Raw genomic sequence first — 14,511 nt, 5'->3', positions numbered from 1 at the left:
GCGCCGTCGGCGCTCTCCGACTTCCACGATCGGTTGTGAGCGTGACCGTCCGACCTCACCTCGCCGGCGGGCGCGCGCGGGCTGGCCCCGAGGACAGCGGCGCGCTCCTCCCGGCCGACTGTCCGGCGCGGCGGAGCGCATAGGCGATACCGCTCTGAAGGGTGCCCATGGTGACGATGGACTTCAGCTCGATGTCCAGGCCCACCATCGCCTGGGCGACCTCGGCGCGCGTGCCGGTGAGCACGGCCTCCGTGCCGAGCAGCCGCAGCGCGTTGGCGGTCCCCACGAGCGTCTGCGCGATCTGGGTATCGATGTGCTTCATCCCGGTGATGTCCAGGATCACGACGCGCGCCTGGTGGCGCTGGGCGCCGTCGAGCGCGACCTCCAGCACCTGGGCCGCCCGCGCGGCGTCCATGGTGCCGATGAGCGGCATCACCATGATTTGGTCGGTGATCGGGATGAGCGGCGTCGAGAGCTCCGCCAGCCTCGTCTGCTGCGCCTCGAACATCTGCCGCTGCAGCGCGGCCCGCTCCCGCTCCGCCTGCTCGCGCTGCGTGAGCTCGATCTTCAGGCGCTCGTTGCTCGCGCTGAGCTGCGCGTTGGAGCGCTGGAGCTCCTCGGTGCGCTGCGCGACCTCGGCCTCGAGCCGCCGGTTGGCGTTCTGGACCTGCTCCTTCACCTCCCGCATGCCCGAGAGGAGCAGCGCGTTCTCGATGGATATCGCGGCCTGGGACGACAGGAGGCCGAGCAGCTCGACGCGGCTCGCGTTGAACGCCCTGCTCGCGGCGTTGTTCTCCAGGTAAAGGACGCCGTTCATGCGGCCCTGATGGAGCAGCGGAAGGCACAGGACGGATCGCGTGCCCTGCCCGAGGATGCACGGATCGTCGGAGAACCGGGCGTCGGCGCTGGCGTCGTCGAGGACCAGCGGCTCGCGGGTGCGCGCGACGAACAGCGCCACCTTGTGCGGCAGATCGGGGCGCGTATCGAGCGGCTCGCTCGGCCCGAGCGCGAGCGTCCCGGGCTCGACCCCGAAGGTCGCCTCGACGAAGAGCCGCCCGTCCCGCTCCAGGACCAGCGCCCCCCGCTGCGCGCCGGAGTTCCCGAGCACGAGCGTCACGAGGCGCTCGATCACCCGCTCGAGCTCCGTCTCGCCGGCGATGCCCTGCACGGCGCGCACGATCAGCGCGGCGTCCCGCAGGTTGCCGACCGTCGTCCGGCCGAGGATGGTCCCCGCGTGCGCCGGGCCCGACGTCGCCGAGGGGATGGACGAGATCGGCACGCTGTCGCTCGACGAGGGCAGCAGCGCGGCGTGATCGCGCGCGAGCGCGTCCGCCTTGGCCGTCGCTCCCCAGTGCCGGTAACCGAGGTACGCGTCCGCCATGTACGCGCGCGCCACCTTCGTCCTGCCCTCGTGGAGGTGCAGCTTCGCGCACAGCTCGTTCGCTAGCGCCTCGTCGTGAGGAAACTCGTTCTCCCGGGCCAGGGAGATCGCCCGGTCGTAAAGGCCCATGGCCTCGAGCTGATCGCCGGCGACGCGCGCCTCCTCGGCCTTGATGAGCAGCAGCAGGTGCTGGAAGTTCATGGGGGCGCTCGCCGCGAGGCCCGCGATCCGCTCCTTGTGGCGGGCGATGGTCCGCGCGCGGCGCTCCGCCTCGTCGGGCGAGGCCGCGGCGGGCAGCGCGAGGAACGCCATGCACGCGTAGAAATGCAGCTTCGTCGGCTGATACAAACCGAGCATGCCGGCGCCGTAGGCCTCGGCGTCCGCGGCGTGCGCCGCGGCCCTCTCGCAATCGCCGTACAGATAGGGAAGCTGCAGCTTGAGCAGCGCGTAAAAGAAGAGGCCCGCGATCAACTCCCTCTCTTTGAGGCGCGCGACGAACTCGCCCTCGTCGAACTGGTCGTCGCTCAGGCTGTCGGGGGCCCGCGTCCGCCCCTGCAGGCTCGCGATCGCCTGCCTCATGAGCGTCATCACGGCTGTCCCGCTGACGTCCCCGGTTCGCCGTAACACGACGAGGCCTCGCTCCACCTCCTCGCGCAGCTCCTCGAGCGGATAGCCCGCGGTGAACATGTTGCTGGTCACGCAGTTCCAAACGTTGCTGAGATGGGCGAAGTCGCCCGATTCCAGCAGCCCTTTCCGCGCCTGCAGGAAGCGAGAAATCCCGTCGCGCACGTCGTGGAACAGGTGGGAGTACGTGGCGAAGACGTAGTCCACCCTGGCGGCCAGAGCGGCGTTCGCGAACCTGTCGCTCAAGGTGATGGCGAGGCGGCCGAACGCATGGCCGTCCGCGGGCCGCCCCTGCAAGACCGCGAGAAGGAATCCATACGAGGTGTACGCGACGGCGGACACGTCCGCGTGGCCGTACCGCAGGGAGATGTTGACCTGCTTGAGGACGAACAGCGGGTAAAGCTCCGGCCTCAGGCAGAAGACCGGCCCCATCATATCGCTGAGGAGCTGGACGAGCGCCCTTTGCTCCGGGTTGTCCATCACCGGCGCGTCGATCAGGTCTTCGATGCGCCGGCCCGCCAGGTTCGCGTTCACCTCGGCGAGCTCGGCCCCGACGCGCGCCTGCAGCTCCGCCTCGCTGCTCGGCAGCGTGAAGCCGAGAATGCCGATGCCCTCGCCGCCCAGGCGCACCGCGTCCGCGAGGTTCCCCAGCGTCACGTGGAGCAGCACGCGCAGGCTGTAGAGCTGCGCCCGCTCCACGTTCGAGCGCGCCCGGGGCATGAGGGACGTGAAGAGCTCCTCGGCCCGCTCGGGCGCGCCGCTCAGGTACACGCACTCCGCGTTCTCGCGGCTGAGCGTGAAGCAGAGCTCCTCGTGGCGCTCCCAGCGCGCGTCCCCGAGGAGCTCGATCCCCGCGCTGAAGTGATCTGCGGCCGCCCGATAGGCTGTCCTGATCTTGGCCGCCCTGCCCGCCCGCTGGTTGAGCCGGGCCAGGGCCAGCCGCTCGACCTCGTCGGTGATGCCCCGCGCGCCCAGGTTCAGGTGGCGGACGATCTCGATCAGGTCCTCGTCCGGCGGCGTCTCGCCGGCCCGCGCCCGGAGCAGCCGGCCGATCGCCAGGTGCAGCGCTTCCCTGCGCGAGGGCTCGACCAGCGAATAGGCCGCGTGGCGCACCCGGTCGTGCAGGAACCGGTAGGATACCTTGATCTCCTGCGGGGCCGAGGGCTCGGTGTCCGCGCTCTCGTCGAAGAAGCGATAAGCGCTGTCCCGTGGCACGATCAGGCCCCCGCGCAGCGCGTCCCACAGGTCGGCGGCCGTCGCGGCGGGCGATTTCTCGTGGACGGCCGCCAGCGTGGTGAGATCGAACGTGTGGCCCAGGCACGCCGCGAGCTTCAGCGCGCGCTGCGTCGCCGGCGGGAGCCGGTGCAGCCTGTCGAGCATGAGGTCGACCACGTTGTCCGCGGCGACCGCCTCCCGGACGCGCGCCTCGTCCCATGCCCAGGCTTCCGAGGGCGCGTCGAACCACAGCGCCCCCGCGTCGTGGAGCACGCCGAGGAGCTGGCCCAGGAAGAAGGGGTTGCCCTCGGTCTTCTCGAAGACCAGCGTGGCGAGCGGCGCGACCGCGTGCGGCCGCGCGCTCAGCGTGTCGGCGACGATCTGCGTGACCGTCGGCATGTCGAGGGGCTTGAGCGTGAGCTCGGCGATCGCCACGCCCGACTTGCGAAGCTCACCCAGCGTCGCGTGCAGCGGGTGGGCGGCGTCCACCTCGTTGTCCCGATAGGCGCCGATGATCAGGAGATGGTTGCCCTCCACGTCCGTGAGGAGGCGGTCGAGGATCCTGAGCGACGCCGGATCGGCCCACTGCAGATCGTCGAGGAAGAGGGTCAGCGGGTGGGTCGGCGCGGCGAAGACCCGCAGGAAACGCTGCACCAGCAGATCGAAGCGGTTCCGGGCCTCGGTCGGCCCGAGCTCCGGCACGGCCGGCTGAGGCCCGAGGATCAGCTCGAGCTCCGGGATCAGCTCGATGAGGAGCTGCCCGTTCGCGCCGACCGCGGCGAGCAGCTTGCGCCTCCACGCCTCGACGGCCGCCGCCGACTCCGTCAGCACCTGCCGGATGAGCTCGCGGAAGGCCTGCGCCACCGACGCGAGCGCGACGTCCCGGTTGATCGGATCGAACTTCCCTTTCGCGAAATACCCTCCATGACGGGCGATGGGCTTGTGGATCTCGTTCACCAGCGTGGTCTTGCCGACGCCGGAGTAGCCCGAGATGAGCACCAGCCCGGCCGCGCCCCGGCGAGCCCGCTGAAAGGCGGACAGGAGCACGTTCACCTCGTGATCCCGGCCATAGAGCCGCTGAGGAACGCGCAGATCCAGCGGCCGGTCGTGCTGGCCCAGCGGGAACGGATCGGCGCGGCCCGTCGCCTCCCACCGCCGGAGGCACTCCTCCAGGTCGAGCTTGACCCCGCGGGCGCTCTGGTATCGGTCCTCCGGCATCTTGGCCAGGAGCTTCACGATCACGTCCGACAGCGCGCGGGGCACCCCCGGCGCGCGCTCGTGCGGCGGCGTCGGCATGCGCGCCATGTGGCTGTGAATGAGCGCGGTGGGATCGCCCTCCTGGAAGGGGAGGGCCCCTGTCAGCATCTCGTAGAGCGTGACGCCGAACGAGTAGAGATCGGCGCGCAGATCCACGCTCCGGTTCATGCGGCCAGTCTGCTCAGGGGCGATATACGACAAGGTGCCCTCGAGCGCGTCCGGCGGGACCGTCTCGGGGGTCTCCCTCGAGAGGCGCGCCGCGATGCCGAAATCGACGAGCCGCGGGCTCTGCGTCTCCTCGTCGATCAGGATGTTGTGAGGCTTGATGTCCTTGTGAATGATCCGGAGTCCGTGGAGCGTGTCGAGGGTGCCCGCGAGCGCGATGGCGGTGCGGAGCGCCGTGCCCACGTCGAGCCTGCGCGCCTTCAGGACGGCGTGCAGCGAGGAAGGGCCGAGGTCCTCCATGATGAGCGCGAGGCCTCTGCCGCACTTCTCGATGGCGTGCGCCTTGACGACGCCGGCCACCTCGCCCGCGTCCCGCAGGATGGCGAACTCGCGCCGCAGCCGCGCGAGATCCCTGGCCGTCGGGAACTCGGACCGAGGCACCTTGACCGCGACCGGCGCGCCGTCCTCGTTCCGGCGGCCGCGGTACAGCACGGTCTCGGCGCCTTCGTAGACCCTCTCGAACAGCGTATGACCCGATAGATCGATCATTGCAGCAAGACCCCGTGTTCCGCGTCAGCCATTCAAAGGAGCGTGACGCCCCCCACACATCAGCTCGAGCATCGGCCGTCCCCCCGTCGGACAGAGACCCGCCCGCCGGCAGAATACGCGGCAAGGCATGGAAGTCCAGCCTGGCGGCGCTCAGCACGCTCAGCGCTCCTCGCGACCTCGCGCGGCGTCCTCGGGGCGTCTCCACGGGCGTTCCGTGCGGGAATGGAGCGAATTGGCGAACTTGGCGCCACTGCGGTTTTCGTCGTGAACCGGGGCGACTCCCGCTACAGCGCTGGTGGATCGGTTCGATGCGGTGTCGCTGAAACCGCGGATTCAGACGTTGGCGGCCGCGAGCACGCCCCGGTACACGTCGTCCACGCCGAGCTCGCACCCCACCGACGAGAGCGCAGCCCGGGCGCCGGGGCCATAGACCCGGAGCACCCAGCTCCCGTCGGCCTGGCGCGCGAACACCTCGATGCGAGGTGCCTTCTGTGACGCCAGGACGACCTCTCGGATCGACGCCACGGTCTGGTAATGCGCGAACTTGTCGCCGCGATCGTACGCCTCGCTCGAGTCGGAGAGCACCTCGATCACGAGGACTGGGTTCAGGAGCGTGTCGCGCCGCTCGTCCTCGAACTCGGGGCGGCCGCAGACGACCGAGCCGTCCGGGTAGACGTAGCGATCCGCGGCGGGGATCTTGATGCTCATGTCGGAGTTGAGCGCCACGCATCCACGCTCGCCCAGCGCGTTGCCGAGCAGTCGGCCGATGTTCGCGGCGATGGCGCTGTGCTCGAACGTGCCCCTAGACATGGCGAAGAGCTCGCCGCCGGCGTACTCGTGCCTCGCCTCCGATGCGCGCTCGAGAGCGAGGTACTCTTCCGGTGAGAGCTTCCTTCGCGGCGCCGCTTCTCCCATGTGCGGCAGTGTCGCGCGCCGGGCTTCCGATGTCCACGCGCAGCCGGGCGGACCGCCGCGGCGCCGGGGACCGCGGTGAGCGGGACCGTCCACCTCTCGCCGCGCCGGTGATACCGTCGTCTCGCGATGGACCGCACGCTCGTCGACGAGGGGAGCTCCTCCCGCGATCCGGGCCCGGTGCCCATGCCCGCGGGCGGGCTCGCGCACGCCCCCGGCGACGTGCTCGACCGCCGCTACCGGCTCCGCGTCCGCCTCGGCCGCGGCGGCTTCGGCGACGTGTGGCGCGCCGAGGAGCTCCTGCCCGACGGCGCGCCGTTCCGCGAGGTCGCCCTCAAGCTGCTCGTCTCGGACTTCGCCGACGCCGCCGACTGGGCCGACGAGGCCAAGCTCCTCGCCTCGTTCCGCCACCCGTCGCTCGTCACCATCTACGCCGCCGGCATCCTCCACGGCGCGCCGAAGACCCCGTTCGTCTCGATGGAGCTCCTCGAGGGCCGGAACCTCGCCGACCTGATCCGCTTCCGCCGCCGCATCCCCTGGCGCCGCGTCGTCGCCTGGGCCCGCGACGTCGCCGGCGCGCTCGACGTCATCCACGCGCGCGGCGTCGTCCACCTCGACCTCAAGCCCGCCAACCTGTTCCTCACCCAGGACGGCGCCCTCAAGGTCCTCGACTTCGGCATCTCGCGGCGCGCGGGCGCCCCCGTCTCCCGCGCCCCCGCCGCCGCCGTCGGCGGCGGCCATGACAGCGGCGGCAGCGACCTCGGCACGGCGGCCTTCCTCGCCGAGCGCGACGTCTACGCCTCCACGCGCCGCGCCTTCGCCGGCGCGGACAGCCCCGCCGCCGCGCGCAACGTCATCGGAACACCGGGCTTCATGGCGCCGGAGGTGCTCGAGATGGCCGAGCCGACCGCCGCCACCGACGCCTACGCGCTCGCCGTCTGCATCGCGCAGCTCGCCACCGGGCGCCTCCCGCACGCCGTGCCCGACGAGCCGGACGACTGCTCCGACCCCGCGAGCGTCTCCGCCTGGTGGACCGAGCTCCGCGCCGCGACCCTGCGCGGCGCGATGCGCGACCTCGAGCGCGACCCCGCGCGGCTGCCGCGCGGCCTCGTCGCGCTCCTCCAGCGGCTCCTGTCCGTCGATCCTGCGCACCGGCGCGTCGCGCCCGGGAAGCTGACGCAGCTGATCGACGAGGTCTGGGAGCGGCCCCACGGCGTCCCCGATCGGCCCTACAGGGGCCTCGCGGCGCTCTCGTCCACCGACGAGGGGCTCCTGTTCGGGCGCGACGACGACACCGCGCGCCTCGGGCGCGAGCTCGAGTTCGAGCCGTGCGTCGTGCTCCAGGGGCCGCGCGGATCGGGCAAGAGCTCGCTCGCCTCCGCGGGGCTCGTGCCCCACCTCGCGCGCCGCCACGTCGACCAGAAGGACGACTGGATCGAGGCGCGCCTCAGCCCGGGCGACGACCCCGACGGCGCCCTCGCCCGCGCGCTCGCCGCCGTCTCGCCGGAGCTCGAGGCCGCGGACCTCGACGCCCTCACCAGGTTCTGCATGGCGTCCGCCGTCGGCGTCGCGCTCATCGTCGACCCGATCGCGCCCCTCGGCGGCGGGCGCCTCGCCGCCCTCGTGGGCGCGCTCGCGACCGGCGAGCCGCGGCGAGGCCTCCGGCTCATCGGCGTGCTCGACGAGGCCGACGACCGCACCGCGGCCCTCCTCGCCACCCCGGCCGGCGAGGGCCTCCGGGCCGCGCTGCGCTACGTGGGGCTGCCCGCCGCCGCCGCCGTGAAGGACCTCGTCGCGGGCCCGGCGAAGCTCGCCGGCGCCGAGGTGCGCGGGTTCGCCCAGGTCGCGGCCGAGGCGCAGCGCGAGCTCCGGAGCGGCGGCGCGGCGCTCTCGTTCATCGCGCTCGCCCTCGCGGCGTGGTGGGAGCGCGCGCGCGCCCTTCGCGGCGCGCTGAGCGGCGAGGCCTGGCAGGAGCTCGGCGGCGTGCGCGGCGCCCTCGCGCGGCACGCCGACGCCGCCCTCGCCGCCCTCGCCCCGGAGGACCGCGCGATCGCCGACGAGGCGCTGCTCCGGCTCGGCGCGATGGACGGGTCGCGCGTCCGCTGGGCCGAGGCGGAGCTCGCCGAGGCCGTCGCCGCGCCGCCCGACGATGTCGACCGCGTCCTCGGCGCCCTCGAGCGCGCGCGCCTCCTCGTCCGCCGCGACAGGTCCGTGGAGCTCGCCCACGAGTCGCTCGTCTCGAGCTGGCCGCACGCCGCCGCCACCCGCGCGCTGCACATGGAGCGGCTCATCCTGCTCGAGCGGCTCCGCGAGGCCGCCGACGTGTGGGATCGCTCCGGCGAGAGCCCCGATCTCCTCCTGCGCCGCGACCTGCTCGAGCAGGTGCGCAAGAGCGCGGCCTTGGCTTCGCGGCTGCCGCGGCGCGAGCAGGCGCTCGTGCGGGAGAGCCTCCGGCGCGCCCGCGCCCAGCGCGCCAAGAAGATCGGCGCGGCCCTGGCGCTCGGGCTCACCGTCGCCTCGGCGTTCGTGGCCGAGCGGTGGGTCGCGGCGCGCCAGGCGCAGGCCGAGGCCAAGGCGCGCGAGGCCGAGGAGCGCGCCGAGCTCGCCGAGCTCATCGGCAAGGCGCGCCGCACGGAGGACCCGTACCACCGCGCCGCGTGGATCGCCGCGGCCCTCGCGCGGCGCGCGGACGACGCGGCGCTGCCGCTCGATCTCGCGTCGGCCGCGGTGGGCCTGCCGCGCGCGCGCTTCCTGACCGTCGACGGCGTGGTGGGGCCGGCGCTGCCGTGGGACGATCGGTGGGTCATCGCCGGCGGCCCCGGGGGCTCGCTGCTCGTCGCCGACCTGCGCCCGCCCGACCCGGAGGTCATCGACGACGTGGCGCTCGACGCCGACCCGGAGAGCATCGAGCGCGCCAAATCGCCGCGCGTCCTCGCGCTGCGGCCGCACGACGCCCCGCACGTGGAGCGCGTGCCGTTCGCGTTCGACACGGCGCTCGCGACGCGCTCGGTCACCGGCGAGGTCCGCGTCTTCCGGCTGCGGGAGGGCGGCACCGTCGCGCTGGCCGCGGTCGCGCCGGTGCGCTGCAGCAGCGCCGTCCACGCGGCCGAGGCGGCGCCCGTCCTCGCCTGCTCGACCGACGGCGGGATCGCGCGCTGGGACATGCGGCGCGGCGGCGGCGCCGAGGCGGTCGATCGGCACCCGTTCCGCGGCAACGTGCTCGGCGTCTCGCCCGACGGCGCGCGCGTGGCGGCGGTGCTCGGGCGCAGGGCGCTGCTCTGGGGGCCCGGCGGCGGCGCGGGCGCCGAGATCACCCTGGGCGCGCCCGCCGTGCTCGGCCGCTTCAGCCCGCGCGATCCCGTGATCGCGCTCGTGCAGCAGAGCAGGACGTCGATCTACGCCCTCGACCGGCCCGAGGCGCCGCTCTTCGAGCTCGACACGGATCCGGCGCCCGCGTCGGCGCGCTGGGACGCCGGCGGGCTCGATCTGGGCGTGTGCGGCGGCGGCGGCAGCGTCTGGCACTACCTCCGGAAGGGCGGTCGCGCCGCGGGCGATCCGCCGCCCGAGGGCTCGCCGTGCGAGGCGTCCCCGGGCAAGGGCGCGCCGCGGCCGCTGCGCGCGCGCGGCGAGATGGCCGACATCGCCGAGCGCGACGTCGGCCCGCACGCGCTCCTCGGCGGGTGGCGGCTGCCGGACCGGCGCGTGCTCACGCGCGACCTCGTCCTGTTCAGCCCGGGCGCGCCCGCCGCGGAGCGCCTCCTCGGGTTCGAGGGGCTCGACCCGGAGGGGAGCCCCGAGGTGCGCGGCGCGGCCGCCTCGGCCGCGGCCGCGCTGCGGCGCGGGGGCGTCGTCGCCTTCGAGATCGGCGGCGAGGTGCGCCTGTACGACGAGGGCTCGCGGCGCCGCACGGCCGCGCGGCGGGGCCACCTGCTGCGCGCCTGCGACGACGGCCGGCTCATGGCGTACCGGCGGGACGAGGGGGTGTGGACGCTGTTCGACGCGACGACCGGCGCGACGGTGGAGGTGGTGCCGAGGGCGCCGGCGCTCGTGCTCGGCGTCGACGCCGCCTGCCGGACGCTGTTCACGCAGGAGCTCGACGGTAACGTCGTCGCGACGTCGCTCCGCGACCTGTCGTCCCGCACGATCGCGGTGACCGACGGCTATGTCTACGAGGCGCGCCCGAGCGCCGCGCGCGGCGACGTCGGCCCCGGGCTGTGGCTTTCGTTCAGCTCGGGCGCGCTGGCGCGCATCGACGAGGCGCGGGGCGAGGTGCGGGTCCTCGGGTACGCCACGCCGCGCGCGACCGCGATCGCGGACGGCCCCCTGCCGGGGGACGCGGCCTTCGCGGACGCGACGGGCGTCGTCGTGATCCGCCGCGCCGGTCTCACGGAGCGGGTGCTCGAGGGCGTGAGCGGGGCGGAGTGGGAGGACATCGCCGCCGCGCCCGACGGCAAGACGTTGCTGCTCTCGTCCGCGGACCGGATCGCGGCGCTCGACCTGGAGCGGCACGAGATCGTCGGCGCCATGCCGTCCGACGGCCGCGAGCGGCTCGCGCCCTGGGACGCCGACGGCTCGGTGCTCTCATGGTCCTTCGGCCGCGTGGGCGGGGCGACCGGCCTCGTGGTGCCCCGGGGCCTGCCGCTCGCCCAGCGCGTGGGAGAGGCGGTGTCGAACCTGAGGGCCCAGGGCAAGCGGCTCGTCGCGCGGCCGTGAGGCCGCGCGCCAGTGAAGGACCGCGGCCGTGAGGCCGCGCGCCAGTGAAGGACCGCGCCAGTGAAGGACCGCGGCCGTGAGGCCGCGCGCCAGTGAAGGCGCGCGTCAGTGAAGGACCGCGGTCGACGCGCCAGGTCAAAGCCAGAGCCCGCCGTCGCGCCGTATTGTAGGGCCTGCCCTCACCCGCGCGATCGCGCTCGCCCGAGAGAAGGCGTTGGCTCCGCTGCGGGAACGACGTAGGCTGTGGCAATCGTGCCCGCGTCCGAACCGAACCTGAATGCATCGCTGTTCCTGTGCATCACGTTCTTCCCGAGCGACCGCATGGCGACCGCGGTGCTGCGGCTCGTGTCCAGTTTCTGCGGGATGATCCTGGACGACGCGAACGTGAGCTCGCGGTTCTACATGGCCGCGCACGAGCTCGCCGAGAACATCACCAAGTATTCGACGGGCCCCAAGGTCAGCCTGGAGCTCGCGCTGGAGGAGGCCGAGAGCTCCTATATCCTGAAGATCCGCGCGCGGAACGAGGCCTCTGCCGATCGCCTACGCGAGGTGGAGAGGCGGCTGCTCGAGCTGAAGACGACGAGCGATCCGGTGAAGCACTACGACGAGCTTATCCATGAGACGGCGATGGTAGAAGGGGTGTCGGGGCTCGGCCTCGCGCGGGTGCGCGCGGAGGGCGGGCTCGACGTGGACTACAAGATCGAGGGGAACGAGCTGACGATCATCGCACACGCGCCGGTTGGGAGATGGAGGGGAGATGAGCAGCTTGAGGGTTGAGTCCGTCGTCACGGACAGCTTCGGGATCGAGCCGACCCTGAGGGAGGACACCCTCAGCGTCAAGCTCACCGGCACGGGCGACATGGCGGCGGCCGCGCCGCTCGGCTCCTACTGCAAGGCCCTCCAGGCGGAGGTGGTGCGCCTCTCCGTGAGCGCCGTGGAGTTCGACGTAAGGTCTCTTTACTTTTTGAACTCGAGCTGCCTGAAGGCGTTCATCAGCTTCATCTGCGGGCTCGCGGGCCTGGGGCTGAAGTGCAAGGTGCAGTTCCTCACGGACGCGAGGCTGGGGTGGCAGCGGCGGAGCCTGACGGCGCTCGAGCGCATGTCCCCCGAGCTGGTCTCCATCGCGGACGCCTGAAGCGAGGACCGCAGGACACGATGAAGAAGCGCCGGACGATCGCCCTCCTGATGGACTACGTACGAGGCGAGTACCAGTCCGAGGTGCGTTTCGGGGTCGAGCGCGCCGCCGAGGCGCACGACGTCAATCTCGTCATCGCCTTCGGCGAGACGCTCGCCCTGCCCGGTGCGGCCAGCACGGCCCAGAACAGCATGTATCACCTCATCGGCGCGGAGACGGTCGACGGCATCATCGTCGCCTCGACGACGCTCTGCCACCACGTCGGCACCGAGGGGATGAAGCGGTTCTGCCGGTCCTACGCGCCGCTGCCGATCTGCAGCCTCGGGATGGCGATCGACGGCATCCCGAGCCTCGTGGTCGACAACGGCCTCGGGCTCGATCTCTCGGTCGGACACCTCGTCGAAGACCACGGGTGCCAGCGCGTCGCGTACATCGGCGGGCCGCCGAGCAACGAGGAGGCGGAGGTCCGCGCCGACGCTTACCGGAGGGCGCTCGCGGACCGCTCGCTCCGCGTCGACGAGCGCCTCGTCGCGTCCGGCAGCTTCACGATCGACACCGGGCGCGCCGCGATGCGGGAGATCATCGGGCGCGGGGTCGCGTTCGACGCCGTTGTCGCCGCCAACGACAACATGGCGCTCGGGGCCATCGAGGAGCTCAAGGCGCACGGCCTGAGCGTCCCGAGGGACCTCCCCGTGTGCGGCTTCGACGACGCTGTCATCGCGCGCTTCGCGAAGCCGTCGCTGTCCACCATCCGCCAGCCCATCAAGCGCATCGGCGCGCGCGCCGTGGACATCATCGTGCGCATGATCGAGGGCGAGCCGGTGCCCGAGTACAACCTGTTCCCGGTCGAGCTCACGCTGCGCGAGTCCTGCGGCTGCGGGTACCAGGTGGAGCCCGCGGGCGCGCCCCCGAGCAAGGCGTGGAGCGCGCCGCTCCCGTCCGCCCGCCAGCGGGACGATCTGGAGCGCCTGCTCGAGAAGAGTGTCGCGATCCCCGCCGGATCGCTCGACGGCTGGGCCGGCCTGCTCCTGTCGGCGCTGGAGGAGGAGCTCGCGGGGACCGAGGGCCGCTTCCTGCGCGCGGTCGAGTCGCTCCTCGACGCGGCGGGGCGCGAGGGCGCGATCCTCGAGCACTTCCAGGGCATGATCACGCTCCTCCGCGAGCAGTTCCGCCGGGGCCACGGGGCCCTCCGGGACACGGTCCTCGACGAGGCGCTCGAGCGGATCTGGCACGCCTCGCGCATCGTCATCGGGAGCGCGTCCGTGCGCGCCGAGGGGCAGCAGCGGCTCAACGTGGAGCTCGCGTCGCTCTACCTGAGCTGGAGCGCGCGGAGCTTCTCGACCTGCCTGAGCCTGCCCATCCTGCGGCGCATGATGGCGTCGGAGCTGCCGCGGATGCAGTTCTCGCGGGTCGCGGTGTCGCTCTATGACACCGCGCACGACCCGCAGCGCGCCACCATGAAGGCGCTCTTCCTGATGGAGGACGGGCGCGAGCTGGAGCCGCCGGCGGAGAGCTTCCCGGCGCGCCGCCTCGCGCCCGAAGGGTTCCTGGGAGGCCGGGAGCGCACGAGCATGATCGCGCTCCCCGTCGCGTTCGGCGACGAGGAGAAGTTCGGTGTCGCGGTGCTCAACAGCGGCGCGAACGAGATGGTCTATGACGCCCTCCGCCTCCAGATCGGCTCGGCGGTCAAGGCCGCGGCGCTGCACTGGGAGGTCGTGCGGCAGGTGGAGCTGCGCGAGCGGCTGGAGCAGGAGAAGGTCCGCCAGGAGAGCGTCGTCGCGGCGCGCATCCAGACGACGCTGGTGCCGGCGCAGCTCTCGGTCGAGGGCCTCGAGCTCTCCGCCGTCATGAAGCCGGCCGCCGAGGTCGGCGGCGATTACTACGACGTGCTCGCGACGGACGAGGGCGGCTGGCTCGGGATCGGCGACGTCGCGGGGCACGGGCTCGCGGCGGGGCTCGTGATGCTGATGATCCAGAGCATGATCTCGGCCCTGACGCGCAGCGACCCGCGCGCCAGCCCCGGGGACATCCTCTCTGCGGTGAATGGGGCGGTGTACGAGAACGTCCGCAGTCGGCTGAAGCGGGACGAGCACGCGACGCTGCTCCTCTTGCGGTACGAGCGGAGCGGGCGGGTGACGTTCGCGGGGGCGCACGACGACATCATCGTGTGCCGCGCGAAGACCCGCCGCTGCGTGTGCATCCCGAGCTCGGGCGTCTGGATCGGCGCGCTGCCCGCCATTGACGCGATGACGCGAGACGCCGAGTTCGTCCTGGAGGACGGGGACGTCCTCGTGCTCTACAGCGACGGCGTGACGGAGGCGCGCAACGCGCACCACGAGCAGTTCGGCCTCGAGCGGCTGTGCTCCACCATCGAGTCCTCCCAGAGCGCGCCCGCCGAGGCGATCCGGGACCGGATCCTCGGCGAGGTCGAGGCCTGGTGCCCGAGCCCCGATGACGACATCACGGTGGTCGTGGCCAGGTACAGCGCGCCTCGAACACTGTAACTGTGGCAACTGTGGCCCGAGGCCGCCCGCTTTCCTACATGAGCGCTATCGTCGGT

Annotated in this window: 6 protein-coding genes; 4 read left to right on the top strand and 2 right to left on the bottom strand. The window is 72.8% G+C overall.

Going from position 1 to position 14,511, the window contains the following annotated elements; genetic code table 11:
- Positions 1-55: 55 nt before the first annotated feature.
- Together WMF34_RS26875 and WMF34_RS26870 are read right to left on the bottom strand one after the other, a co-directional pair.
- Positions 56-5,191 (bottom strand): AAA family ATPase, encoded by a 5,136-nt coding sequence (locus tag WMF34_RS26875; RefSeq protein ID WP_012237840.1) that lies wholly within the window; start codon positions 5,189-5,191, stop codon positions 56-58.
- A 333-nt stretch (positions 5,192-5,524) separates the two neighbouring features.
- Positions 5,525-6,106 (bottom strand): Uma2 family endonuclease, encoded by a 582-nt coding sequence (locus WMF34_RS26870; RefSeq protein WP_044965852.1) that lies wholly within the window; start codon positions 6,104-6,106, stop codon positions 5,525-5,527.
- A gap of 126 nt (positions 6,107-6,232) precedes the next feature.
- Between WMF34_RS26870 and WMF34_RS26865 the strand changes: the two genes are divergently transcribed.
- The 4 genes from WMF34_RS26865 to WMF34_RS26850 all read left to right on the top strand — a co-directional run bounded on the left by WMF34_RS26865 (position 6,233) and on the right by WMF34_RS26850 (position 14,455).
- Positions 6,233-10,816, top strand: coding sequence for an nSTAND1 domain-containing NTPase (locus WMF34_RS26865; RefSeq protein WP_012237838.1), 4,584 nt, complete (start codon positions 6,233-6,235; stop codon positions 10,814-10,816).
- A gap of 243 nt (positions 10,817-11,059) precedes the next feature.
- The gene (locus WMF34_RS26860) at positions 11,060-11,593 is read left to right on the top strand and encodes a hypothetical protein (RefSeq protein ID WP_012237837.1); all 534 of its coding nucleotides are present in this window, start codon (positions 11,060-11,062) and stop codon (positions 11,591-11,593) included.
- Positions 11,574-11,951, top strand: coding sequence for a hypothetical protein (locus WMF34_RS26855; RefSeq protein WP_012237836.1), 378 nt, complete (start codon positions 11,574-11,576; stop codon positions 11,949-11,951). Before WMF34_RS26860 ends, WMF34_RS26855 begins: the two co-directional genes overlap by 20 nt.
- Before the next feature lie 20 nt (positions 11,952-11,971).
- On the top strand, positions 11,972-14,455 hold the full coding sequence (locus tag WMF34_RS26850) for a SpoIIE family protein phosphatase (RefSeq protein WP_044965849.1): 2,484 nt from the start codon (positions 11,972-11,974) through the stop codon (positions 14,453-14,455).
- Positions 14,456-14,511: the final 56 nt, after the last annotated feature.

The sequence above is a fragment of the Sorangium sp. So ce145 genome, from assembly GCF_051525985.1.
Lineage (GTDB): Bacteria > Myxococcota_A > Polyangia > Polyangiales > Polyangiaceae > Sorangium > Sorangium cellulosum_B.
Note: the sequence above shows the minus strand (reverse complement) of the source record. Positions and strands in the feature narration are given on the sequence as shown.

What these genes read in the sequence shown, in the direction of transcription:
- WMF34_RS26865 (WP_012237838.1), top strand. Translation starts at nt 6,233, where the DNA reads ATGGACCGCACGCTCGTCGACGAGGGGAGCTCCTCCCGCGATCCGGGC.
- WMF34_RS26850 (WP_044965849.1), top strand. Translation starts at nt 11,972, where the DNA reads ATGAAGAAGCGCCGGACGATCGCCCTCCTGATGGACTACGTACGAGGC.
- WMF34_RS26870 (WP_044965852.1), bottom strand. Translation starts at nt 6,106, where the DNA reads ATGGGAGAAGCGGCGCCGCGAAGGAAGCTCTCACCGGAAGAGTACCTC.
- WMF34_RS26855 (WP_012237836.1), top strand. Translation starts at nt 11,574, where the DNA reads ATGAGCAGCTTGAGGGTTGAGTCCGTCGTCACGGACAGCTTCGGGATC.
- WMF34_RS26875 (WP_012237840.1), bottom strand. Translation starts at nt 5,191, where the DNA reads ATGATCGATCTATCGGGTCATACGCTGTTCGAGAGGGTCTACGAAGGC.